Raw genomic sequence first — 24209 nt, forward strand, 5'->3', positions numbered from 1 at the left:
GGCGCCTTTTTTTCGTCGGTTATTTATTACAGTGGCTTATTCCAGAACAACATACGCCCATGGGCCGGATCAAACACTGCATCGTCAAATCCAAACTTGCGGTATGCCGATTGCGCCAGTTCATTGCCTTCAAGCACTTCCAGGGTGATCTTGCAGCAGCCGCGCTGCCGAGCAATTTCCTCGACCTTTTGCAGCATTTTCTGACTCAAGCCGAAGCCACGAAACTGAGCCATCACCACCACGTCGTGGACGTTGACCAGCGGGCGGCAAGCAAAGGTCGAGAAACCTTCAAAACAGTTGACCAACCCCGCTGGCTCGCCGCCGACAAACGCCAGCACGCTGAATGCATGGGGGCGCTTGGCCAGCTCGGCAGGCAGTTGCTGCAAGAGATCGGCGGGCAAGGTGTGGCCGCCGCCCATCGGATCTTCAGCATAATGATTGAGCAACAGGCCGATGGCTTCGGCGTGCACCACGTTGGTGTAGCTGGCTTGCAGCACCAGGATGTCTGGGGTGTCCATTTCCTTCCTCGATAACGACAACCAGGGATTCGTTTCCCTTTGAGAGCTGCGATTGTAAGCGCGGAGTCGGCAGCAGATGAAGGAGATTAACTACAAATGCCCGACAGAAAGCGCGAAGGTTGCAGGCATCAAAACGCGCAAACGGCCCCGGAACGGCGATTCTTCCTAGACGGCGAAGCGTTGCAGTTGCATCTCTCGCAAGCGGCTGAGGGTGCGACGGAAAGGAAACTCCAGGTAGCCTTCAGTGTACAGGCTCTCCAAGGGCACCCTGGCTTCGATAAAGAGCGGCACCTTGCGGTCGTAGCATTCGTCCACCAGCGCAATAAAGCGCCGCACGCTGTCATCGTGCACCGACAGTTCCGGCAAATCGCGATCTCCGGCCGCCACACGCTCAGCACCGTCCTCGGTGCCGCGGGCAATCCGCCCGGGGCGCCGTTGTGCACTGAGGTTGGGGACGTCTTCGAGCAGGATGGCCTCAAACCGATCACACAGCAGCATGAAATCCATTGCCGCCAGGGGTTGCTCGCACAATTCGGCATAACGACACCAGAGCACCGTGGCACTGGCCTGCACCGCGACAATGGAACGGTAACCTACGCTCACCACCCCGCTGCTTACGCGTTGCCCTTGGCTCAAGTTCTTGAACACCGCAGCCAGCGCATCCGGTTGATTAACCCAGTAGCGCTGCATGCCCACACCCGGATGCAAGCGATGGTCTTCGCCACCGTCCACCGCCACCACCTGCATATGCTGCTCGAGCGCATCGATGCCCGGCAGGAAACGCTCGCGATTGAAACCACCGGCGTATAGCTGTTCAGGCGGTTGATTGGAGGTGCACACCATCACCACGCCTTCCTCGAACATCACCTGGAACAAGCGGCCGAGGATGATCGCGTCACCGATGTCATTCACAAACAGCTCATCAAAGCACAACACGCGCACGTCCTGGCTCAGTTCCCGGGCCAACGCCTGCAAGGGATCCTGGGTGCCCGTGAGCTGGAACGAGCGTTGATGCACCCACCCCATGAAGTGATGAAAATGCTGACGCCGCGCGGGCACGCGCAGGCTTTGATAGAACTGGTCCATCAGCCAGGTTTTACCACGGCCCACCGGCCCCCACAGGTAAACCCCGGTAATCGGCGAACGGCCTTGGTGCAAGGCTTCGTGGCAGGCTTGCAGGGCTTGCACTGCCTGGCGCTGGGCATCGTCGGGGACGAACCCTTGCTGGGCGATGGCGTGTTGATAAGCGGCGAGGGGCGAGTCGAAAGTCATGCTTGCCAGTATGACTTACACACAGATATCCAGCCGTGAAATCTTCGTTTTTGCCCCACAGGACCTGGAGCAACGTTAATAGGCGTGTGATGTGCGACAGGTTGATATCACCAGAACTGGGTTAGAGGTGCAGCAGCTTAGCAGAGGCTCCTGACAGGAAATGTCAGGAATGTGGGAGGGGGCTTGCTCCCGACAGCAGTGGTTCAGCCAACCAGTACATTGACTGATACACCGCTATCGGGAGCAAGCCCCCTCCCACATTTGGATTGAAGACCACCCGCGCAATAGCCGTCGGCGGTCCCCCCAACTTACGCCAGGCTCTTGCTAACCACCTCAAACACATCGCTGGACAGCTCACCACACGCCCGAATGCGCTCCAGTTCCGCTTTCATCAGCGCCTGGCGCGCACCATCGTACTTGCGCCAGCGCGTCAGCGGCGCCAGTTGGCGTGAGGCGATCTGCGGGTTCAGGGTATTGAGCTGGATCACCAGGTCCGCCAGGAAGCGATAACCTGAGCCATCCGCCGCATGGAAGTTGACCAGATTCTGCCCGGCAAACGCGCCAACCAATGCGCGCACCTTGTTCGGGTTCTTGATGGTAAACGCCGGATGCTCCATCAACGCCTTGACCCGTGCCAGCCCGCCCGGCAACGTGCTGCCTGCCTGTACGCTGAACCACTGGTCCATGACCAACGGGTTGTCCTTGAAATTCTCGGCAAACACCGCCAACGCCTGGGCTTTTTCCGCCTCGAACGGCGAGTTCACCAGCACCGCCAGGGCGGTCAGGCGTTCGGTCATGTTGTCGCTGGTATCAAACTGATCCAGGGTGGCCGCCAACACTTCGGGCTTGCCGCTGAGCATCAGGTAGGACAGCGCAATATTCTGCAAGGCGCGACGGGCAAAGTGCTCGGCTTCTGCGACGTAGGGCGTTTGCTTGGACAGGTCACGATTGGCCTGGTAACGCAGCCACAGCCCTTCGAACAGGTTGTCGGCCAGTTGCTTGCGGGCAAACTCGCGGGCGGCGTGGATGGCGTCCACATCCGCCACTTCGCTGATTTCGGTCAGGTAGGCTTCACTCGGCAGCGAAAGCATTTCCGCGACCATGGCCTGATCCAGGCTTTCGTCGCTCAATACCGAACGCAGCGCGTCGATCAGGCGTTGATCCAGCTTCAGCGGCTGGCCCGCCTGATGCTGGCCGATCAGCTCCTGCAGCACTTGCACCGACAGTTGCTGGCCAGCGTCCCAACGGTTGAACCCGTCACTGTCGTGCTGCATCAGGAACATCAGTTGGTCGCGGTTGTAAGGGAAGCTCAGTTTCACCGGCGCCGAGAAGCCACGCAGCAACGAAGGCAAGGGCTTTTCGGCAACATCGACGAAGGTAAACGTCTGCTCGGCTTCAGTCACCGAGATCACCCGGGATGTGCCGCCAGCGCTCGCTTCACCGGCCAGGCGCAAGGCGATACCCGCGCCCTGCCCGTCCAGCAAGCCCAGTGCCACCGGAATCACGAACGGCAGTTTTTCGACCTTGTCCGGGGTTGCCGGGCAGCTCTGGCGGAAGGTCAGGCTGTAGGTCTTGGCCGCGGCGTCGTAGGACTCACTGACCGCCAGACGCGGCGTACCGGCCTGGCTGTACCAGCGTTTGAACTGGCTGAGGTCGGCGCCGTTGGCATCTTCCATGGCCTTGATGAAGTCATCGCAGGTCACGGCCTGGCCGTCATGGCGTTCGAAGTACAGGTCGCTGCCTTTGCGGAAGCCTTCGGCGCCGAGCAAGGTGTGGATCATACCGACCACTTCCGAGCCTTTTTCGTATACGGTCAGGGTGTAGAAGTTGGAAATCTCGATAAAGCTGTCCGGGCGTACCGCGTGGGCCATAGGGCCGGCGTCTTCAGCGAACTGGTGTGTACGCAGGTACGCAACGTCCTGGATGCGCTTGACCGTGGCCGAGTTCATGTCGGCGGAGAAGCCGGAGTCACGGAACACGGTGAAGCCTTCCTTGAGCGACAGCTGGAACCAGTCGCGGCAGGTCACGCGGTTGCCCGACCAGTTGTGGAAGTACTCGTGGGCGACGATGGCCTCGACACGCTGGTGAGCGGCGTCGGTGGCAGTTTCGGCGCGGGCCAGCACGGCGCTGGAGTTGAAGATGTTGAGGCCCTTGTTCTCCATGGCGCCCATGTTGAAGTCGTTGACCGCCACGATCATGAAGATGTCGAGGTCGTACTCACGGCCGTAGGTTTCTTCATCCCAGCGCATGGATTTTTTCAGGCTGGTCATGGCGTGCTGGCACTTGTCGATGTTTTCCGGTTCGACGTAGATGCGCAGCGCTACTTCACGATGGGTCATGGTGGTGAAGCTGTCTTCGACGCACCACAGGTCACCGGCCACCAAGGCAAACAGATAGGCCGGTTTCTTGAACGGGTCTTCCCAGGTCGCCCAGTGACGGCCGTCTTCACCGGGGCCGCTGGCAATCGGGTTACCGTTGGAAAGCAGCACCGGGTAGCTGTGTTGCTCGGCGATCACCGTGGTGGTGAAGACGCTCATCACGTCCGGGCGGTCGAGGTAATAAGTGATCTTGCGAAAGCCTTCGGCCTCGCACTGGGTGCAGAACATGCCGCTGGATTTATACAAGCCTTCCAGGGCGGTGTTGGTTTCCGGGTGGATCTTGACCGTGGTGTCGAGGGTGAACGTCTCACTTTTTGGCTGCAGTGTCAGGTGGCTGTCGGTCAACTGGTAGTCAGCGTCCGTCAGTTCCTGGTCGGCCAGGTTCACGCTCAACAGCTCAAGCTGCTGGCCATCGAGCACCAGCGGCGGCAGGCCGGCGCCGCGCTCAGGGTTGCGGCGCATCACCAACTGCGCGTGGACCAGGCTGTGGTCCTCGAACAACTCGAAGGTCAGGTGCGTCTCGTCGATCAGGTAGTCCGGCGCCTGATAGTCCTTAAGGTAGATCATCTTCGGTTGTTCGGTGCGCATGCGTGGGATCCTTCTACTGATGCACGGCGAGCTGGTAAGCCGTGTATTTACGAATGTTGATAACGCCGGTGTCGAAGATCAGGTATTGGCCCTTGATCCCCAGCAGCGTGCCTTCGGCAATCGGGTTCTTGTCCAGGTTGAAGCTGACGATCTTGGTCGGATACTGCTCGACCGGGTAGCGGATTTCAATCGGCTCGATGTCGGCAATGGTCTGGATGGCTTGCAGGCCAAAGCGCTCCTGCAAACCCAGCAAGCCTTCGGCACAGGAAGCGAACAGGTCATCACGCACCTGCTTGAGGTCCACGGACTGCGCGTCCCCCTTGAGCAAGGCGCGCCAATTGGTCTTGTCGGCCACCTGGCTGCGGAACAGATCTTCGACGAAGCCAGACTGCTGGCGCGTGGCGACACGCATGATCGGCAGCGCCTGGCTGGCGCCCTGGTCCAACCAACGGGTGGGCAACTGGGTGGCGCGGGTGATGCCGACCTTGACCCCCGACGAATTGGCCAGGTACACCACATGGTCGGTCATGCAGAATGTTTCGCCCCAGCCCGGGTCACGGCAGGTGCCGGCGTCGTAATGGCAACGCTCGGGGCTCATGATGCATAGGTCGCACTGGGCCAGCTTGGTCATGCACGGGTAGCAATACCCCTGGCTGAAACTGGTCTTGGTTTTGCGCCCGCAATGGCTGCAATGAATGGCCCCCAGGTACTCCAGGCGCACATGGGTGCCGATCAAGGGGTTGACCGGCACCTCGGTATCGCCCAGGCGAAAAGCGTATTGAACGGTCGGCTCACCGAGTTGCGCCGACATTTTGCTGACTGCACCGCGACCAATTTCAATCAATGGATCGCATCCGACTTGAACAGGATGTTCGGCACCGGAGTCGACTTGGAGGCGCATTCCTGCGGGCCCATGTAGCCGGTGCGCTGATCTTCGGGCAAGTTCTGGATTTCCCAGGCGATCACCGCCTGCAAGGACAGCTCGCGCTGCTCGGCGGTGAGCTTGCGGCCATCGGACCACTTGCCGATTTCCACCGCGAGCTTGAGGCTCTCGTAGATGTCCGGGGTGATGTTTTCAATCATTTCAGCAAAAGAGGACATAAGGCTCTTCCTTATCAAATAGACGCTTTGCGACGGTTGTACAAACCACCGAGCAAACCCGTCAAGCAACCGATGACCAAGCCGCCCACGTGGGCCGCGTTGGCGATTTCGCCGAAGCCGATCATCGAGACCAGCCCCGACAGGCAGAGCAACAACCACACCAGCATCATCACCAGCACCCCACGGGGCAGGCGATAGGCTGGGTTGGGCGACAATAATTGGAAGATCCAGCAATGCCCGAGCAGGCCATACAGCACGCCGGACAAACCGCCAAACAGGCCGGGGCCGCCATAGGCGTATTGAGCATAGTTGGAGACCAGGCTGAACAACAGGGTCAAGCCCAGCAGGTTGATACTGCCCTGGCGCGCTTCAATGCGCCGGCCCAGTTCCCAGTACCACATGCCGTTCATGGCCAGGTGCAGGATGCCGAAGTGGATCAGCATCGGCGTGACCAGGCGCCACCACTGCCCCGATGCCAACGTGTCGGCAAGCGGTGTGAACTGGATGTACTCGCCCAGCACCCGGAACGGCAGGAAGGTCAGCCAGGCCATGGCTTGCAGGTTTTCGCCGAGCAAGGTCACAGCACCGACGATCAGGCTGGCCAGCAGCACCAGCGCCGTGACCGGACTGTGACGCACCTGCTGGACAAAGCTTGGCCGCGCAACCGGCGCCTGTTCGGGAATATCCAGTTGCTGATCCGGGTCGCCTGCAGGAAAGCGCTGATACAACACGCGCACATCGTCGCTGATGCTCTCGGGCACCCACAACACTTGCTCACCCGCCTCTTCACTAACGCGATGGGGCACTTGCATGCGTTGCAGCAGTTTGACAAAACCGCCCAGGTCGACGCTCAGGGGCAAGCGCAAAACGGCCACGGTACTCATTTGATAACCTCGGGCCGCTCAACGTCGACCCATACGAATTTACGCGGATCCAGTTGGGTTTCCTGGTCCAGCCGATACGCCACCAACTTGCCGTACAGCACTGCGCTGTAGTCCAGGCAGGCCAGGTTCGGGCGGATCGGCGCCGGTTTGCCGCTGCGCCAGTAGTGGCCGACGAACAACAAGGGTTCATCGACGCCATAACGCAGCAGGGAATTCTTTTCCGTGGAAGACAATGGCGTGCGCGCCACCGGCTCTGGCAAGGCGTCGGGCTGGAACACGATATCGCCGTAGGTCTTGGGGTCGTCTTCCCAGAATTTAGTGCGGAAGAACGAGCGCGTCAGGCCATCGCCACCGGTCAGGGTAAGGCCGTCGGGCAGGCGCATATCGGTGCCGCGCAACAGACGGTCGAAGGCGTTGCAGGCGAAACTGCCCGGTACGGCGGCGGCTTGCAGGAAGTGCTGGTCGATGCAGCCGTCCGGGAAGGTCGCGCGCAGCGGCTGGATAAAGCCCTCGTCCCAGCACGCATGCACCACGCGGAAACGCCCGGCATCGACAAACAGCGGCATGTCGTAGAACCAGCCGAGGAAGTCGTGCCAGTCGGCCGGGTGGTGTTCGAACTGGGTCAGGGTCTCGTGGATCAACCGCGCATGCCGTGGGTTGTGCTCGCGCACGAACTGCTTGCCACTGCCGGGCGGTGCCGGGGTGGACCAGCCCAGGGCGTTGAACTCGTGGTTGCCCATGATGCACAGCGCCTGGTCGGCCTCGGCCATGTCGTGGACGATATGCAACGCCTCGCGGATGCGCGGGCCACGGTCGATGATATCGCCGAGGAACACCGCCATGCGTGACGGGTGGCGCCAGGTGCCGCCCTGCTTGTGGTAACCCAATTGGTCGAGCAAGTGCTCAAGGGTATGAGCGCAACCGTGCACGTCACCAATCAGGTCGTAGCTACGCGCGGGATCGAGCATCAGTCGCCTCCACCCCCCAAGCGGCTGCCCCAGCCCAGCTTGGTGCGGCACACTTCGTAGTAGTTGTGATCCAGCGGGTGGATCAAGCGCAACTTCTGTGCCTTCTTGCTCACGGTGATGGTGTCACCGGGGGCGCAGGTGAAATGGTTCTGCCCGTCGCAGGAGACTTGCGGGTAGATCTGCATGTCTTTGGACACCACGATTTTCAGCTCACTGTTGCCATCGACCACAATCGGCCGGCTGGACAACATATGGGGGTACATCGGCACGATCACAATGGCATCGAGCTTGGGATGCATGATCGGGCCACCCGCCGACAGCGCGTAAGCAGTAGAGCCGGTGGGCGTGGCGACGATCAGGCCGTCGGCCTTCTGGCTGCACACGAACTGGCCGTCGATATACAACTCGAACTCGATCATCCGCGTGGACTTGCCCGGGTGCAGCACCACATCGTTGAGGGCGTCGCCCTGGCCGATGGCCTCGCCATGGCGACGCACTTCGGCTTGCAGCAGGAAGCGGTTCTCCACCAGGTAATGGCCATCAAGCACCTTGGCCACTTCGACTTCCAGCTCATCGGGGCGGATATCGGTGAGAAACCCCAGGCTGCCGCGGTTGATCCCCAGCACCGGCACGTTATGCCGCGCCAGCGCCCGGGCGGCACCGAGCAGGCTGCCATCGCCGCCGACCACGATGACCATGTCACACACTTCGCCGAGCATCTTGCGCGACGAGGTTTGCAGGCCATGGCCCGGGAGGATTTCGGCGATGGTGTCTTCGAGGATCACATGCAGGTGGCGCTCGAGCAGAAACTTCTTCAGCCGGCGGACGGTGTCCAACACCTGGGTACTGCCCAGGCGACCGATAATGCCGATATTGCGAAATTGCTCCATGGGGCTCCTGCGGGGTTTTGGGGTGTGGCAAAAAGAACGATTATGGGCGAAAGGCCGTCTCAGGCAAAATCCTTTGTCGCCGCCAAGCCTTGATGACAATGGTTCTCAAGCACCCTCACCCGGTTGAAAAGGCTATGCTCGGACCATGACCGTGTTCCCTGACTTGCACGCCCTGCCCCGTCAATTGCGCCACCCCGAGGTGCGCGACCTGGCGTGGGTGATGCTCGCCCCGCCGATGCTGGCGCAGACGCCGTGGCCGCAACGCCACCCGCTGGCCGGCAGTGACTGGGTGCAGGCGCCCCACCTGCTCGAAGCCTGGCTACGCCAGCTGGACCGCGACAGCAGCGCCTTGCAGCAGTGGCTGAGCCTGTCGCGCACGCGGCGCCTGGGCCTCTACTACGAACGTTTGTGGCAGTTTGCCGTGCAGCATGCGCCGGGCGTGGAGTTACTGGCGGCCAACCTGCCGATCCGCCGGGCCGGGCATACCCTGGGCGAGCTGGACATGCTGCTGCGCGACCGCGATGGCGTGCACCACCTGGAACTGGCGATCAAGCTCTACCTGGGCCCGCAGGACGGCGATGGCGAAGACGCCGCGCAATGGCTCGGCCCTGGGTGCCATGACCGGCTGGACCGCAAGCTGGCACACCTGGCCCAGCACCAACTGCCGATTTCGGCGCGGGCCGAAAGTCGCGAAGCCTTGGCAGCGCTGGATATCCAAGCGTTCGATGCACATTTGTGGCTCGGCGGTTACCTGCTCTACCCCTGGCCCGGCGCGGCGCAACCCCCGCTCGGCGCCCATCCGCAGCATTTGCGCGGGCGCTGGTTGCACCAGCGTGATTGGCAGGATTTTGTCAGCACCCGCCCAGCCGGCCGCTGGCAACCCCTGCCCCGCCATGCCTGGCTGGCGCCGGCGCATTACCCGGCGGATGAGGTGTGGAGTGACGCGCAGATGCAGGGCTGGCTGGCGCAACTGGACCCGATGGCACCCGCGCAGTTGCTGGTGCGGATGGTGCAGGCCGGTGAGGATTGGGAAGAGGCGGAGAGACTGTTTCTGGTGGCGGATCTTTGGCCGAATGTGCCTGGGGCGGGCTGACACTTTTGTACTGTTGATAAGGGCCTCTTCGCGAGCAAGCCCGCTCCCACACTTAACCAAGTACACCCTTTGGAATGCGGTTAAATGTGGGAGCGGGCTTGCTCGCGAAGGCAATGGCCCAGACGCTACAGCTTATCGATATGCCGATAATCGAGCTGCAACCCGGCAGCTAATTCCTGGGCCCGCCCCAACCTGATCGGCCCACGCTCGATATCCACCAACATCCCTGGGCACTCCAATCGCGGTACCGCGCCGATCGCCTTGAGCCGCCCATCAGTCACCACCAGCAACTGCTGTTGCTCGCCGGGATAGCGCTTGCGCCGCGCCGCCAGCCAATGCCCGGCCTCGTTCAACGCCGCCAGCAACGGCGTGCCACCGCCCGCGCCCAGTTGATCCAGCCAGCCCGCCAAGCCCTTGGCGGCCTTGAGCCCCTGCACCTGCCATTTGGGCGAGCGCCCACTGGCCGTGAGTAACGCCATGCGCGCCCGTTGCCGATACGCATCGTCAAACAACTGGGCCAACAACCCCTTGGCATCGGTCAACGCACGATGGCGTCGGGTGGACGCCGAGGCATCGACAATCACCAGCCACAGTTCAGGGGCCGAACGGCTACGCAGGTGGAACAGCACATCTGCACGGCATTGCGGCCGGCCACCGAGCAACGTGCCCGGCCAATCGATCGAACCCTGCTGCGCGCTGCGCGCCTTGCCTTGCCTGCCGTTGTCCAGTCGCCCCGCCTGGGGCCGGGCATTCGCCCCCGCGTCAGGTCGGGGGCGAATGCCTAGGGCTTTTTTGGCCAGGCCGGCACATCGCGGCGTTCGCCCATGGGCAAGGCCGGTGCGGGCATATCGCCCCATTGGCCTTGGCCGGGTGAGGTCTCAGAAGGTTTCGACGACTGCCCTTCACTCGGCGGCGCGGCCGGTGGCGTTTGCTGCTGACGGCGGTGGCGCAAGGCAAACTCGGCCACCGCTTCGATATCTTCCTCGCCGATGGCTGCCGCGCCGCGCCACGCGGCATGGGCGCGGGCGCCACGCAGCCAGACGAGGTCGGCGCGCAGGCCATCGACACCGGCCGCAAAGCAGCGCTCGGTGATCCGCGCCAGCGCAGGGTCATCCAACTCAATGCTATCGAGCCGTGCTCGCGCCTGGGTGCAGCGCTCGCGCAAGGCGGACTGGGGTTCAGCCCACTGCGCGCAGAACGCGGCCGGATCATTGTCGAAATCCAGGCGACGGCGGATGATCTGCCCGCGCTCGGCGGGCAAGGTCTGCCCGCTCAACGCCACATTGAAGCCGAAGCGGTCGAGTAACTGCGGGCGCAGCTCGCCCTCTTCCGGGTTCATGGTGCCGATCAGCACAAAGCGCGCCGAATGCCGATGGGAAATGCCGTCACGCTCGATCAGGTTGGTGCCGCTGGCGGCCACGTCCAGCAGCAGGTCCACCAAGTGGTCCGCGAGCAGGTTGACTTCATCCACATACAACACACCCCCGTCAGCCTTGGCCAACACGCCGGGAGAAAATTGTGCACGGCCCTCGCCGAGCGCGGCATCCAGGTCCAAGGTGCCGACCAGGCGCTCTTCGGTCGCGCCCAGGGGCAAGGTGACGAACTGCCCGCTGGCCAACAGGTCTGCCAGGCCACGGGCCAGGGTCGACTTGGCCATGCCGCGCGGCCCTTCGATCAGCACACCGCCGATCCTGGGGTCGATGGCGGTCAGGCACAACGCCAGTTTCAGGTCGTCGGCGCCGACCACAGCGGACAGCGGAAAATGGGGAATATCAGTCATCAGCTGTCTTCTTCTATATCCAGCAACAGGTTTTCCAATGCGTCGCGATACGCCCCCGGCTCCTGCCACATGCCACGCTGCTGGGCTTCGAGCATGCGTTCGGTCATGTCGCGCAAGGCGTCGGGGTTGTGCTGTTGCACAAAGGCCCGGGTGTCAGGGTCGAGCAGGTAGGCATCGGCCAGCAGTGCATATTGATGATCATCGATCAGCGCGGTCGTGGCGTCGAACGCGAACAGGTTATCCACGGTCGCGGCCATCTCGAATGCGCCTTTATAGCCATGGCGCTTCACGCCTTCGATCCATTTGGGGTTGGCGGCGCGGGCACGGATCACCCGGTTCAGCTCTTCCTTCAAGGTGCGGATTCTGGGCAGGTCTGGCTGGCTATGGTCGCCATGATAGCTGGCGACCTTGTCACCGCTCAGGGTTTCCACGGCGGCGAGCATGCCACCCTGGAACTGGTAGTAGTCGTTGGAATCGAGCAGGTCGTGCTCGCGATTGTCCTGGTTCTGCACTACCGCCTGCACCTGGCTCAAGCGCTGGGCGAATTGCTCGCGGGCGGCGGTGCCCTCGTCGGAGCCGCCATAGGCATAGCCGCCCCAGTTCAGGTAGACCTCGGCCAAGTCTTCACGGCTTTGCCACAGGCGCCCATCAATCGCGCCCTGCACACCCGCGCCATAGGCGCCCGGCTTGGCGCCGAAGATGCGCCAGCCGGCCTGTTTCGCCGCGGCCTCTGCGTCCAGCCCCGACTCAAGTAGCGCATGGCGCTCGCTGCGCACCTTGGCGGCCAGCGGGTTCATGTCGTCCGGTTCGTCCAGGGCCGCCACCGCCTGCACCGCCGCATCGAACAGGCGGATCAGGTTGGCGAAGGCGTCGCGAAAGAACCCGGAAACGCGCAGGGTCACATCGACACGTGGGCGGTCGAGCAAGCTGATCGGCAGGATTTCAAAATCATCCACCCGCTGGCTGCCGGTGGCCCATACCGGGCGCACGCCCATCAGCGCCATGGCCTGGGCGATATCGTCGCCGCCAGTACGCATGGTCGCCGTGCCCCAGACCGACAGGCCGAGTTGGCGCAAATGGTCACCGTGGTCTTGCAGGTGACGTTCAAGAATCAGATTGGCCGATTGAAAGCCGATGCGCCAGGCCGTGGTGGTTGGCAGATTGCGCACGTCTACAGTGAAGAAATTTCGCCCTGTCGGCAGTACATCCAGACGCCCGCGGCTTGGCGCACCGCTGGGCCCTGCCGGCACAAAGCGCCCATTCAAGGCATCCAGCAAACCGCACATTTCCGCCGGGCCGCAGGCATCCAGGCGTGGCGCCACGACAATGCGCAGGCTTTCGATGACCGACTTCACGTCCTCCCAGCCGGGCTCCTCCAATTGCTCGATGGGGCCTTCCAGCGCTTGCTCGATCAAACGCGCCGCGTACAGCTCCAAGCGCTCGCGGGTATCGCCGGCGGTGCGCCACAACTGCCCATCAATCTTTTGCAGCACCAACGGGCGCCGCCCCGTCCACGGCTCGGCCAGTGCGCAATCGAGCGGGTCAAAACCCAGGTCGAATGCCTTGGCCAGCACCCGCAGCAGGCTCGATTGCGGGCCACGGCCATCGCCACGGGGAATGCGCAGCAGCGCCAGCAAGGTGTCGATGCGCAGGCGACCTTCGGGCGACTCGCCAAAGATATGCAGGCCGTCGCGGATCTGCGACTCCTTCAAGTCACACAGGTAGGTGTCCAGGCGCGGCAACCAAATGTCGGCGTCAGCCTCGCCGTCCAGTTCCAGTTCCTGGTCGATGCGTGTTTCGCGCACCAGCTTGAGAATGTCTTTTTGCAACTCAAGGGCGCGGCGCGGGTCGAGCAATTGTGCTTCGTAGTACTCGTCGGCCAACAGCTCCAGGTTACGCAGCGGGCCGTAGGTTTCAGCGCGGGTCAGTGGCGGCATCAGATGGTCGATGATCACCGCCTGGGTGCGCCGCTTGGCCTGGGCGCCCTCGCCCGGGTCGTTGACGATAAACGGGTAGATATTCGGCAAAGGCCCCAGCAACACATCCGGCCAGCAGTTTTGCGACAGGCCCACGCCTTTGCCCGGCAACCACTCCAGGTTGCCGTGCTTGCCCACATGGATCACGCCATGGGCGCCGTAGGTGTGGCGCAGCCAGAAGTAAAACGCCAGGTAGCCGTGGGGCGGCACCAGGTCCGGGTCGTGGTACACCGCACTGGCGTCCACTTGGTAACCCCGGGCCGGCTGGATGCCGACGAAGGTCAGGCCCAGGCGCAGGCCGGCGATCATCATGCGACCGTCGCGAAACATAGGATCGTTTTGTGGGGTGCCCCAACGTTCCAGCACGGCCTCGCGATTGGACTCCGGCAGGCGATCGAACATCGCCTGGTAATCCTGCAGGCCCAGGCTTTGATGGCAGGGGCGCAGGTCGAGGCTGTCGAGGTCGTTGGTGACGCCGCCGAGCAACGTATGGATTAGCGCGGTGCCACTGTCGGGAAGCAGCTGCGCCACCGGATAGCCTTCGGCTTGCAGGGCACGCAGGATATTCAGCGCCGCCGCCGGCGTGTCTAGCCCCACACCGTTACCGATGCGACCGTCGCGGGTCGGGTAATTGGCGAGGATCAGGGCGATGCGTTTTTCAGCATTCGGCACCCGGGCCAGGTCGACCCAGCGCCGCGCCAGTTCAGCGACAAAATCCATGCGCTCAGGCGCTGCGCGGTAGCACACCACGTCCGACTGGCTGCGCTCGCTGCGCCAGGCCAGGTCTTTGAAACTGATGGGCCGGCTGATGATGCGCCCATCCAGTTCCGGCAAGGCAATATGCATCGCCAGGTCGCGGGGGCCGAGCCCCTGATCGCTGGCCTGCCATCCGGGCTGGTTATCCTGGGCGCAGATCGCCTGGATTACCGGGATATTGCGCCGAAACGGGCGCAGGTGCGGCGCTTCGGGGCTGGATTGGGCGAAACCCGTGGTGTTGAGGATCACCGCAGCGTCCACGTCGTCGAGCAGGTCCTCGACCACCGTGAGGCAACCGGGCTCTTTCAAACTGGCCACCGCGATGGGCAACGGGTTAAGGCCCGCGGCCTGCAAGCGCTGGCAAAAAACATCGATAAAACCGGTATTGGCCGCCTGCAAGTGGGAGCGGTAGAACAGCACCGCGGCCACCGGGCAATCGGCGCGCCAATCGGCCTGCCAGTCATTGAGGCGGGCATTGGCTTTATTGGGGTGATAGATCGCCGTACGCGGCAGGGTTTGCGGCTCCGCCCAGGCATAGTCGCGGCCCAAATGGGCACTGGCCAGGCAGTGATAAAAATCCAGCGCATTGCCCAGGCCACCCTGGCGCAAAAAGTGCCACAGCCGCTCGCGCTGTTCGGCATCAACGGTGCTCAGGCCACTGAGCTCCGGGTCCGGGCGATCATCCCCCGGCACCAGGATCAGGGTGACGCCGCGTTCGGCCAGCTCCACCAGACGCTCGATGCCATAGCGCCAATAACCAATGCCACCGTGCAGGGAAATCAGGATGACCTTGGCGTGGCGCAACACCTCATCAACGTACAGGTCGACCGAGGCGTGGTTCTGCACCTGCATCGGGTTGGCCAGGCGCAGGCTGGGGTAATCCAAGGGCAACTGCTGCGCCGCTTCGGCGAGCAGCGCCAGGCTGGAATCGCCGCTGCACAGGATCACCAGTTCAGCGGGGGTTTGGCCAAGGTCGGCAATATTGTCGTCCGCGACGAAACCACCGGGTTGGGTCCTGAGCAGGTGCATGGTTAAACGCTGAGGGCGGCGCGCAATTGCGCTTCAAGGCCAGCGGCATCCAGTTCCTGGCCGATCAGCACCAGGCGCGTGGTCCGCGCTTCATCGGCGCCCCAGGCACGGTCGAAGTGCTTGTCGAAGCGCGTGCCCACGCCCTGGATCAGCAGGCGCATCGGCTTGTTCGGGATCGCGGCGAAGCCTTTGATACGCAGAATGCCGTGCTGGACAACCAATTGCGTCAAGGCCTCGAGCAGTACGGCTTCGTCGGCTTGGGGCAGGTTGATGGAGATGGAATCGAAGGCATCATGATCGTGGTCGTCCTCACCCTCGTGATGGTGATCGTGATGGCTGTGGCGTGCATCAATGTGTTCCTCAGACCCGGCGCCCAGGCCAATCAGCACGTCCAGGGGCAGGCGACCGCTGCTGGCTTCGATGACCTTCACCGCCGGCGGCAGCTCTTCGGCGACTTCCAGGCGCACGCGGGCCAGGTCTTCGGCACTGATCAGGTCGGCTTTGTTGAGGATCACCAGGTCGGCGCTGGCCAGTTGATCGGCGAACAGTTCGTGCAACGGCGACTCGTGGTCCAGGTTCGGGTCGAGTTTGCGCTGGGCATCGACCTGATCCGGAAACGCGGCGAACGTACCAGCGGCCACGGCCGGGCTGTCGACCACGGTGATCACCGCATCGACTGTGCAGGCGCTGCGGATTTCCGGCCACTGGAAGGCTTGTACCAGTGGCTTTGGCAGGGCCAGGCCCGAGGTTTCGATGAGGATATGGTCAAGGTCACCGCGACGGGCAACCAGTTCGCGCATCACCGGGAAGAATTCCTCCTGCACGGTGCAGCACAGGCAACCGTTGGCCAGTTCGTACACGCGGCCGTTGGCTTCTTCTTCGGTGCAACCGATGGAGCACTGCTTGAGGATTTCACCGTCAATGCCCAGCTCGCCGAACTCGTTGACGATCACCGCAATCCGACGGCCCTGGGCGTTGTCGAGCATATGGCGCAGCAACGTGGTTTTGCCCGAGCCCAGGAAGCCGGTAACGATGGTGACGGGAAGTTTGGCCAGTGTTTTCATCGGATGCCCTTTGGGGCGGGCATACGGGACGACAGGCCCTGCGGCATCGCGCAGCAGCGGATTTCGTCACCGGATCACCCCGCCCGGTTGAATTGGAAAATCGGTGACGAGGCAGGTCTCCTGGCTTGGGGCGTGCAGGTCTTGCGACCAACGCTGACTGCGCCTTCCCGCCGTCTCGGCAGTGGCGTGGCAGTCAACTGAACCCTTCACAGTTGCGGGGGCAGCCGCGGCTTGAACCGCGTTCCCTTCTTAGCTTCGACCTGGGCCGAAGAACCTCGAGGGTGCAAGGCTACGCAGTGCGGGAGAACCGGTCAATATTGATCGTTCGCACGCCACAGAAGCGCTCACCTGCACGACGCGAGGCCCAATCAACTTGAAACAAATTACTTGTCGGTTCAAGGAATCATTTGCGCAGCGCAAACCACAACTCTCTGCCACGTCATCAAGGCCATTGATGCGTGGTTCACCCAACATTCTATGGAGTCAACAATGGCACTCACAGTCTCGCCACACATCAATACAGCACCGCCTGCCGAAACGCACGCTATCACCCAGCGAGAAAATCCGCAGACCACCACCAGCGAACGGCCCGTCGACCTGCTGACTCGCGAGGAGCTCTTGCAAGAAATCATCGACAATATGGACGCCTTGCATGACCCCAGGTTCGACTCCGAAACCATCACCCGCGATTCGCTCAAGAGGACAGCTGACGGAGTGCCGCTGCGAGGCACACCGCCAACAGCACGCCAGAGCGAGATCGCGGCGGAGACTTTGAAGCGCAAAGACGTGTTCAAGGAACTCGACTTGATTGGCGGGAGCACCATGTTCCCGCTCAACGGCACATTTACCCTCGATGATGCAGAGAATGTGGCCGCCGGACGCCGTTCGACAGTCGCTTTTGCCGAGTAAAACCTTGAAGGCCGGTGCAGCGAACGATAGCCGGCTGCCTCTAGGGGTATGACTGAACTCAACAGTGCCCTTTCCATCCACGGGGAAGGGCCAAACCCTGAATGCCATACAACCCTCATTGACGCATAACTCCCGCTCATGCTCTCCTACACATCTTGTTTCGGGTGCCCTTCACAGGGTGAAACGGGAAATCGGTGCGCCATAGACCTATGGCAACTCCGGTGCTGCCCCCGCAACGGTAAGCGAGCGAAGCGTCAAATCCACTGTGCTGTGCATGGGAAGGAGATGCTTATCAGGCTGGACTCTTTCAAGAGCCGCCCCTCGCAAGCCCGGAGACCGGCCCGAAAAAATCAGATAACAAACCCGCGGTGGGCGGGCGCTGTTCAGAACCCTGCGTGCCTGGCTCGCGGGGTTTTCATGCGCTCGTTTCACCCTGACACTCGAAAGGGACGCGCCATGTCGATCATCAGCAGCACTTCGCACTCCGCCAGCAGCACCGCCACCTTGAGCCAACGCCTGACTGCCGCTATCGGTGCGTCGATCCTGGGCGCGTGCCTTGTGTATTTCGCCGGCTTCTCGCATATCGAGGCCGTGCACAACGCGGCCCACGATACCCGCCACAGCGCCGCGTTCCCGTGCCACTGAGACTTGCCGACATGATCAAGCGTATCGCCCGAACCGCAGGGTTCACCGGCTTGTTGGCCGCCCTGCTGCTGACCCTGCTGCAAAGCTTGTGGGTCGCGCCGTTGATTTTGCAGGCGGAGACCTATGAAAAGGCTCCGGCTGTCGCCGAAGTCACCCATGAACATGCCGCAGGGGCCGCTGCCCACACCCACGACGCCGAAGCTTGGGAGCCGGAAGATGGCTGGCAGCGCGTGCTGTCGACTACCGGTGGCAACCTGGTAGTGGCGGTCGGGTTTGCGCTGATGCTGGCCGGCCTGTACACCTTGCGCGCACCGACCCGCACCGCCCAGGGTTTGCTTTGGGGCCTGGCGGGTTACGCGACCTTTGTGCTGGCACCCACCCTGGGCCTGCCACCGGAATTACCGGGCACTGCAGCGGCTGACCTTGCGCTGCGCCAGACCTGGTGGATCGGCACCGCAGCTTCCACCGCTGCGGGTATCGCGCTGATCGTGTTCGGGCGCAATTGGCTGTTGAAAGTGCTGGGCGTGGCGATCCTTGCCGTGCCTCATATCATCGGTGCGCCACAGCCACAAGTGCATTCGATGTTGGCCCCGGAGGCTCTCGAAGCGCAGTTCAAGATCGCCTCGCAGTTGACCAACGTGGCGTTCTGGCTGGCCCTGGGCCTGATCAGCGCCTGGCTGTTCCGCCGCAACCGCGATGATCAATACTCGGCATGACCCTGGTAGTCGGCCTGGGTTGCCAGCGGGGTTGTGATGTTCACACCCTGCTGGGCCTGTTTGACAGTGCGCTAGCCGAAGGCGGCATCGAGCGCCAACGCATTACGGCGCTGGCGAGCATTGATCGCAAACAGGATGAACCCGGGTTGCTGGCCCTGGCCCAGTTGCTGGACTTGCCACTCCAGTGTTTCAGTGCGCAACAGTTGGCCGGTTATGAACACCGCCTGAGCCACAAGTCAGCCCTGGCTTTTGCCCATACTGGCTGTTACGGCATCGCCGAAAGCGCCGCCCTGGCCTTGGCCGAGCAACTCGCCCACGGCCCTGCCCGCCTGCTGATCACCCGCAAGAAAACCGCCCAGGCCGCCTTTGCATTAGCCTGTACCGGTTAAAAACCCGATAATTGCCGTTCTCGATCATGAGCAATCTTCATGCTCGCCCGTTTTTCAACAGGAATCCTCCATGACCGTCTACTTCATCGGCGCAGGCCCCGGCGACCCGGAACTGATTACCGTCAAGGGCCAGCGGCTGATCCGCAGTTGCCCGGTGATCATCTATGCCGGCTCGCTGGTACCTGCGGCGGTGCTGGAAGGCCATCGGGCGCAACAGGTGGTCAACAGCGCCGAGCTGCACCTGGAGCAGATCATCGACCTGATCAAAACTGCCCACGCAAACGGCGAGGATGTGGCACGCGTGCACTCCGGCGACCCAAGCCTGTATGGGGCTATAGGCGAGCAGATCCGCCACTTGCGTGAGCTGGGCATCCCCTTCCAGATCATTCCCGGGGTCACGGCAGTGGCGGCCTGTGCGGCGCTGCTGGAAACCGAACTGACCCTGCCGGACATTGCCCAGAGCGTGATCCTGACCCGCTATGCCGATAAAACCAGCATGCCGGCCGGTGAAGACTTCGACAGCCTGGCTCGCCACGGCACGACCATGGCGATTCACCTGGGTGTCAACCACTTGGAGAAGATCGTCGCCGAGCTGCTGCCGCATTATGGCGCCGATTGCCCGATAGCCGTGGTGCACCGGGCTACATGGCCGGATCAGGACTGGGCCGTCGGCACCCTGGCGGATATTGCCGGCAAGGTCGCAGCCAAGGGGTTCCGGCGTACTGCGTTGATTTTGGTGGGCCGGGTGCTGGCCAGTGACAGTTTCAGTGAGTCGTCGCTGTATCGGGCCGGGCATGCACACCTTTATCGGCCTTGATTTTTTACTTCACAAAGTAAAATCAACACACTGATTTTTATTAATAAATACAGAAAAATGTGGGAGGGGCCTTGCCCCCGATGAGCATGGGTATCTACACAACTTCGTAGCTGACAACGATAACTACGATGCGAAGCGAGCCGCTCTTGATCTTGATCTGGCTTTTGATCTTAGGCGCCCCGTCAAACCACGCTGGCCGAACGCAGGCTTGAATCCGTGGGTAACAGCAACTTACTGAATTTAAATCAAAAAAAACGGCGCTCACGGGGCGCCGTTTTTTATGCTCGCAGTGAACACCTTACTCAGTAGTAGGCGTTTTCTTTCTGCGTGTGGTCGGTCACGTCACGTACGCCCTTGAGCTCAGGAATACGCTCCAGCAGGGTGCGCTCGATGCCTTCGCGCAACGTCACGTCCGCCTGGCCACAGCCCTGGCAACCGCCGCCGAACTTCAATACAGCGATACCGTCATCCACTACGTCGATCAGGCTCACCTGGCCCCCGTGGCTGGCCAGCCCCGGGTTGATCTCGGTTTGCAGGTAATAGTTGATGCGCTCGTTGACCGGGCTATCGGCGTTGACGTTCGGCACCTTGGCGTTGGGCGCCTTGATGGTCAACTGGCCGCCCATGCGGTCGGTGGCGTAGTCGACCACAGCGTCGTCGAGGAAGGCTTCGCTGAAGTTATCGATGTACGCGGTGAAGCTTTTCAGCCCCAGGGCGGTGTCTTCAGGCTTCTCTTCCCCAGGCTTGCAGTAGGCAATGCAAGTCTCGGCGTATTGGGTGCCGGGCTGGGTGATAAAGACGCGGATGCCGATACCCGGGGTGTTCTGCTTGGACAGCAGGTCAGCCAGGTAATCGTGGGCGGCGTCGGTAATGGTTATGGCAGTCATGGAAACTCCTCACAGGCTTGCCGGCAGTTTACGCCAAATCATTACAGAGGTACAAAGTCCTAGTATTTTTGTCGGGAAATAATTACCCGCTCCTCAACGCCCAGCCAACGCTTGAGCGTGCGATAGGTTGCTTTCTCCAGCCATTGGTAGCTGCCATAGGCGCCCAGCGCTATCACCGCGATGCAAACCGGCAGGATTGCGTAGGGGTCCAGCCCCATCCGTTCAGCAACCCACCGCCCGGCGACCAGCACCAATACGTGGATCAAGTACACCGAATAAGAGCAATCACCGAGCAACTTCAAGATGCGCGAACCCTGGAAGTAAGGCTCCAGGGCCACACAGCTGATAACCAATAGCGCACTGGGCACGCCCCACTCCAGCGCTCGGGGTACATCTGCCCCGTGATAAATCGCCGCCAGCGCCACCGCGATGCCCAACAGCGGCAGCCACGCCCTGGCCCGGCACAGGCCACGGCGGTACAGCATGCCGATCACAATGCCCATCAGGAATTCCAGCACGATGTCGTTACTGTAGAACCCGCTGGCCAGGTTCAAAGCAGGGCTGATGATGCAGCACACGAGATACAGCAACGCGGCCACTACCCACAACCGGTAAGACCCGCGAACCCACAAAGCCACGGCAAACAGAACATAGAACAGCATCTCGAAGTTCAGGGTCCAGCCGACATCCAGTAACGGATACACCCCAAACCCACCCGGGTTCTCGGCCGGGATAAACAGCAGCGACAGGAGTACATGACTGGGCACGACCTGAGCTTCTGGAAACATCGAGGGTACGGCCAGAACCACCAGAGCCATGAGCAGCGTATAGAACCAATACGCCGGCGCGATCCGTGCCAGGCGCATGAGCATGAATTGCCAGGGGGTCAGCGCCTTGTCCGCGGTCGCGAGGAAAATCACCAGGCCACTGATGACAAAGAATATATCCACCCCAATGCCACCCTTGTCGGCAAACAGGTAGGCCAGCGGGGTGTCCACATCAAATTCAAAAAACACCTGAATGAAGTGATGCCCTACCACCATCCACGCCGCCAAGGCACGTAGCGCCTGCACTGAAATCAACATCATCGGAATACCTTTTCCATTCCCGCAAGGCAAATATCCGACCACTTCAGCGCCCGTTTGGGGAGATGACTGGATCACTGACAGTCGTTATAGGTTCTCATAGCGGTTCATGTCCAATACTCCCTCCTCCATCGGGGTGGTTTCCCGAATGTACTGCGACAGATCGTGGAAGTACTGCCAGAACTGTGGATGGCTGCGACGCACGCCCCAGCGATCAACGATCTTTTCAAAGCGTTTGGCATCCTTGGCATTTTCCATCGCCGTGACAAATGCCGGCACGTCGTGGGCCGGGATGTTGAACATGAAGTTGGGATAACTGCTCATCACCCCGGGGTAGATGGTCAGTGTGTCCAGCCCCGGCTGATAGCGATAGGCCTCACCTAGCAGGAACGCTACGTTACTGTGGGCGCGGTTGCGCAGCATGCTGTAGACAACGCGCTGGCCGCTGGCGGTTTCGATGCGCAACATCGTGGCCTCGGGCAACTGATCGATCACCTTGAGCCCCGCCGCAGGGCGCGAAGTCAGGCGGCTAAGCGCCTGTTCGGCATCCTGCAAGGCCGGGCCGATACCCGGGCGCGAGCAATAGGCCCCGAGGCAGCGGTTGATCGGATCGGGGCTGACGTTAAGGGCACCGTAGCGGCTCAGCAGTTGATTGGCGAAGTCGCGCTTAGGGTCTTTTTCATCCAGGTGAAGCCCGCTCGGCTTGTCGTCATCAATAGCCTCATAGTCCAGCCACAGCTTGAGCTTGCCGCTGTTCTGGTACCAGTCATCAAGGAAATCCTCGCGGGTATCGGCCGGCATCAGGCGCAGGAAGTTCTGCTCGGCACCGTTGCGGATCAGGTCAAAGTACAAGCGCGTCTGGGCCTGGTGCGACACATTGCCGAACACGTCGAAGTTCACTGCCAGTTGGTAATAGGTGCGCTCCAGCAGCGGGTAATCGAACAACCACATCGTCTGCGGCACTTCGCCGATCAAGCCCTTGGTTACCGAAGCGCTGTCGAAATGGCGGAAGATGGTCAACAAGGCATTGTCATTGCCCGCCCACAGGCTCGACCAACTCGGCGCCGGCAGGTCTGCATAGCTGTCACGGCGCAGGGCTTCGTATTGGTTGCGCTTGTCGCGATAGGCCAGCCACAGGCCCAGCACACTGCCAACATCATCGTTTTGCCCCGGCATGGCCAACAGTGGCGTGGCCTGGCCGCGGTAACGCGCATCGGTGATGTACAGGTCGTGGTCCGGCTCCTGGAACAGGGTCCAGAAGTTATCGCGGATCACGTCCGTGGCGATCTGCCCACGGCACACCGGCCCACGAATGAAGGTGCGCACGAAGTACTCGGCGTTATCCAGCATGAACTGGTAGCGCGCCTTGGCCGGTATCGCCTCGAAGGTTTCGAAAGGGTTGGCGCGGCGACCCGGCCCATAGCCCGGCAAGGCACTCACCTGCCAGTCGCCGGAATAGAACAGGTCTTTGATCCGCGCCATTTTCGCCGCGCTGAACGGGTAAGTGATGTGGGTTTTATGCACGATCACGCCCTGCACCGGCCACAGGCGGTAATAGACCTGAGTGCCCGGGTCGTCGTTGGGACGACGGGTGGCGATCAGGTCGATCGGCTGGCCGCTTGGCGTACGCGAACGTACCCATTGGAAGAAATGCCCCGCCTCGCCGTTCTCGAAATAGACGTGCGCCAGGAACAAATGCTCGTACAACCAGCGCGCCACCAGGCTTTCCCGGGCGCCCGGCTGGTTGAACAGGTTTTCCCACTGCTGCACCTGCAAGGCTTCCCTGGCGCTGGGTGCCAGGCCTTGCTCGTCTATCGGCGCACCGGAGGCCAGCCAGCGTTGCAGGGTCTGGTATTGCTGGTCGGTCAGGCCAGTGACGGCCAGCGGCATGCCTTCCTTGGGATGGGCGCCGGCGTAGGCATTGAACTCACCGGGCGTCGCGCACATGTTTTCGCGATTGAGGCCCAACACGATTTCTTCAGGCAGCTTGGCATTCGGTTGCAGCGGCGCGTTATGCCCCAGCTCCAGCATGCGCGCCATCAACGCGGCCTGGCTGCCCTGGGCGTCGAGTACCGAATAGAAGCCCTTCTGCTGCCAGGCTTGCTTGCCGAATGCGTCATAGAACAGGCGCGTAGTCGGCGCGGCCTGACTGCGCTCGCCGTCGTACACCGGCACCTTGCTCGCGCCACGGGCCGCGCCCTCGGCACTGCCCAGGTTGAGCTGGCAGGCGGAGTCGTAGCAGGCGTGGCAGGCCACGCACTTCTCGGTGAAAATCGGTTGGATGTCGCGGGTATAGGAGATCGCCGCAGCGGGACCTTGTGCCTGGGCGATACAGGCGACCAGTGCCAGGATGGCGCTGGTGATAAGACGAAGTGACATGTATCCGGTCCCGATTCAATGCGTACGCTATAAAAGTGCCGGCGATTCTACCGGGCCACGGCCGCCACCAACATGAGCGATATTC

21 protein-coding genes and 2 riboswitches are annotated in these 24209 nt (G+C 61.8%); of the genes, 6 read left to right on the plus strand and 15 right to left on the minus strand.

Annotated elements, in window-relative coordinates; translation table 11 throughout:
* Nucleotides 1-26: 26 nt before the first annotated feature.
* The 8 genes from JFT66_RS23670 to JFT66_RS23705 all read right to left on the minus strand — a co-directional run bounded on the left by JFT66_RS23670 (nucleotide 27) and on the right by JFT66_RS23705 (nucleotide 8599).
* Nucleotides 27-518, minus strand: a complete 492-nt coding sequence (locus tag JFT66_RS23670; RefSeq protein ID WP_034119328.1) for a GNAT family N-acetyltransferase — start codon at nucleotides 516-518, stop codon at nucleotides 27-29.
* A 165-nt stretch (nucleotides 519-683) separates the two neighbouring features.
* Nucleotides 684-1790: a cell division protein ZapE gene (zapE, locus tag JFT66_RS23675; protein WP_153838282.1), complete on the minus strand. Its 1107-nt coding sequence runs from the start codon at nucleotides 1788-1790 to the stop codon at nucleotides 684-686.
* 308 nt (nucleotides 1791-2098) lie between these two features.
* Nucleotides 2099-4756, minus strand: a complete 2658-nt coding sequence (gene pepN / locus JFT66_RS23680; protein ID WP_034119330.1) for an aminopeptidase N — start codon at nucleotides 4754-4756, stop codon at nucleotides 2099-2101.
* 13 nt (nucleotides 4757-4769) lie between these two features.
* Complete coding sequence (locus JFT66_RS23685) at nucleotides 4770-5600, minus strand: DUF2797 domain-containing protein (protein ID WP_034119331.1); 831 nt, start codon at nucleotides 5598-5600, stop codon at nucleotides 4770-4772.
* Nucleotides 5597-5857 carry a YeaC family protein gene (locus JFT66_RS23690; RefSeq protein ID WP_034119332.1) on the minus strand — a complete coding sequence of 87 codons (261 nt, stop codon included), beginning with the start codon at nucleotides 5855-5857 and terminating at the stop codon, nucleotides 5597-5599. Before JFT66_RS23690 ends, JFT66_RS23685 begins: the two co-directional genes overlap by 4 nt.
* A gap of 14 nt (nucleotides 5858-5871) precedes the next feature.
* Nucleotides 5872-6741: a rhomboid family intramembrane serine protease gene (locus JFT66_RS23695; RefSeq protein ID WP_034119333.1), complete on the minus strand. Its 870-nt coding sequence runs from the start codon at nucleotides 6739-6741 to the stop codon at nucleotides 5872-5874.
* Nucleotides 6738-7712, minus strand: coding sequence for a metallophosphoesterase (locus JFT66_RS23700; protein ID WP_442963613.1), 975 nt, complete (start codon nucleotides 7710-7712; stop codon nucleotides 6738-6740). The genes JFT66_RS23695 and JFT66_RS23700 overlap by 4 nt, the downstream gene beginning before the upstream one ends.
* Nucleotides 7709-8599: an NAD(+) kinase gene (locus tag JFT66_RS23705; RefSeq protein WP_003217892.1), complete on the minus strand. Its 891-nt coding sequence runs from the start codon at nucleotides 8597-8599 to the stop codon at nucleotides 7709-7711. The genes JFT66_RS23700 and JFT66_RS23705 overlap by 4 nt, the downstream gene beginning before the upstream one ends.
* A 145-nt stretch (nucleotides 8600-8744) precedes the next feature.
* Between JFT66_RS23705 and JFT66_RS23710 the strand changes: the two genes are divergently transcribed.
* A complete protein-coding gene (locus JFT66_RS23710) occupies nucleotides 8745-9692 on the plus strand; it encodes a DUF1853 family protein (protein WP_153838284.1) in 948 nt (315 codons plus the stop codon).
* Between the two features lie 125 nt (nucleotides 9693-9817).
* Here the strand turns inward: JFT66_RS23710 and JFT66_RS23715 are convergent, their stop codons facing one another.
* From JFT66_RS23715 to cobW, 4 genes are read right to left on the minus strand one after another with little or no spacing between them, the layout of a single operon-like run.
* Nucleotides 9818-10420, minus strand: a complete 603-nt coding sequence (locus tag JFT66_RS23715) for a vWA domain-containing protein (protein WP_233097185.1) — start codon at nucleotides 10418-10420, stop codon at nucleotides 9818-9820.
* Nucleotides 10421-10473: 53 nt separating this feature from the next.
* Nucleotides 10474-11472 (minus strand): ATP-binding protein, encoded by a 999-nt coding sequence (locus JFT66_RS23720; RefSeq protein ID WP_198860295.1) that lies wholly within the window; start codon nucleotides 11470-11472, stop codon nucleotides 10474-10476.
* On the minus strand, nucleotides 11472-15233 hold the full coding sequence (gene cobN / locus JFT66_RS23725) for a cobaltochelatase subunit CobN (protein ID WP_198860296.1): 3762 nt from the start codon (nucleotides 15231-15233) through the stop codon (nucleotides 11472-11474). The genes JFT66_RS23720 and cobN overlap by 1 nt, the downstream gene beginning before the upstream one ends.
* A gap of 2 nt (nucleotides 15234-15235) precedes the next feature.
* Nucleotides 15236-16297, minus strand: a complete 1062-nt coding sequence (gene cobW / locus JFT66_RS23730) for a cobalamin biosynthesis protein CobW (protein ID WP_233097184.1) — start codon at nucleotides 16295-16297, stop codon at nucleotides 15236-15238.
* 93 nt (nucleotides 16298-16390) lie between these two features.
* A riboswitch (cobalamin riboswitch) is annotated at nucleotides 16391-16590 on the minus strand.
* Between the two features lie 196 nt (nucleotides 16591-16786).
* Between cobW and JFT66_RS23735 the strand changes: the two genes are divergently transcribed.
* The 5 genes from JFT66_RS23735 to cobM all read left to right on the plus strand — a co-directional run bounded on the left by JFT66_RS23735 (nucleotide 16787) and on the right by cobM (nucleotide 19773).
* The gene (locus JFT66_RS23735; protein ID WP_198860297.1) at nucleotides 16787-17206 is read left to right on the plus strand and encodes a hypothetical protein; all 420 of its coding nucleotides are present in this window, start codon (nucleotides 16787-16789) and stop codon (nucleotides 17204-17206) included.
* Nucleotides 17207-17351: 145 nt separating this feature from the next.
* A riboswitch (cobalamin riboswitch) is annotated at nucleotides 17352-17565 on the plus strand.
* Between the two features lie 97 nt (nucleotides 17566-17662).
* Nucleotides 17663-17851, plus strand: coding sequence for a CbtB domain-containing protein (locus JFT66_RS23740; RefSeq protein ID WP_032875937.1), 189 nt, complete (start codon nucleotides 17663-17665; stop codon nucleotides 17849-17851).
* Between the two features lie 11 nt (nucleotides 17852-17862).
* Nucleotides 17863-18567 (plus strand): CbtA family protein, encoded by a 705-nt coding sequence (locus JFT66_RS23745; RefSeq protein WP_034119340.1) that lies wholly within the window; start codon nucleotides 17863-17865, stop codon nucleotides 18565-18567.
* Nucleotides 18564-18956, plus strand: coding sequence for a cobalamin biosynthesis protein (locus tag JFT66_RS23750; RefSeq protein ID WP_198860298.1), 393 nt, complete (start codon nucleotides 18564-18566; stop codon nucleotides 18954-18956). Before JFT66_RS23745 ends, JFT66_RS23750 begins: the two co-directional genes overlap by 4 nt.
* 70 nt (nucleotides 18957-19026) lie before the next feature.
* Nucleotides 19027-19773, plus strand: a complete 747-nt coding sequence (gene cobM, locus JFT66_RS23755; protein ID WP_198860299.1) for a precorrin-4 C(11)-methyltransferase — start codon at nucleotides 19027-19029, stop codon at nucleotides 19771-19773.
* A gap of 302 nt (nucleotides 19774-20075) precedes the next feature.
* Here the strand turns inward: cobM and nfuA are convergent, their stop codons facing one another.
* The 3 genes from nfuA to JFT66_RS23770 form a co-directional block, all read right to left on the minus strand.
* On the minus strand, nucleotides 20076-20660 hold the full coding sequence (gene nfuA / locus JFT66_RS23760) for a Fe-S biogenesis protein NfuA (protein WP_027606479.1): 585 nt from the start codon (nucleotides 20658-20660) through the stop codon (nucleotides 20076-20078).
* A gap of 59 nt (nucleotides 20661-20719) precedes the next feature.
* On the minus strand, nucleotides 20720-21745 hold the full coding sequence (locus JFT66_RS23765) for an acyltransferase family protein (protein WP_034119459.1): 1026 nt from the start codon (nucleotides 21743-21745) through the stop codon (nucleotides 20720-20722).
* A gap of 87 nt (nucleotides 21746-21832) precedes the next feature.
* Nucleotides 21833-24124, minus strand: a complete 2292-nt coding sequence (locus JFT66_RS23770) for a fatty acid cis/trans isomerase (protein ID WP_198860300.1) — start codon at nucleotides 24122-24124, stop codon at nucleotides 21833-21835.
* Between the last annotated feature and the right edge of the window lie 85 nt (nucleotides 24125-24209).

It is taken from the genome of Pseudomonas sp. MF6755, from assembly GCF_016405635.1.
GTDB classification, from domain to species: domain Bacteria; phylum Pseudomonadota; class Gammaproteobacteria; order Pseudomonadales; family Pseudomonadaceae; genus Aquipseudomonas; species Aquipseudomonas haemolytica.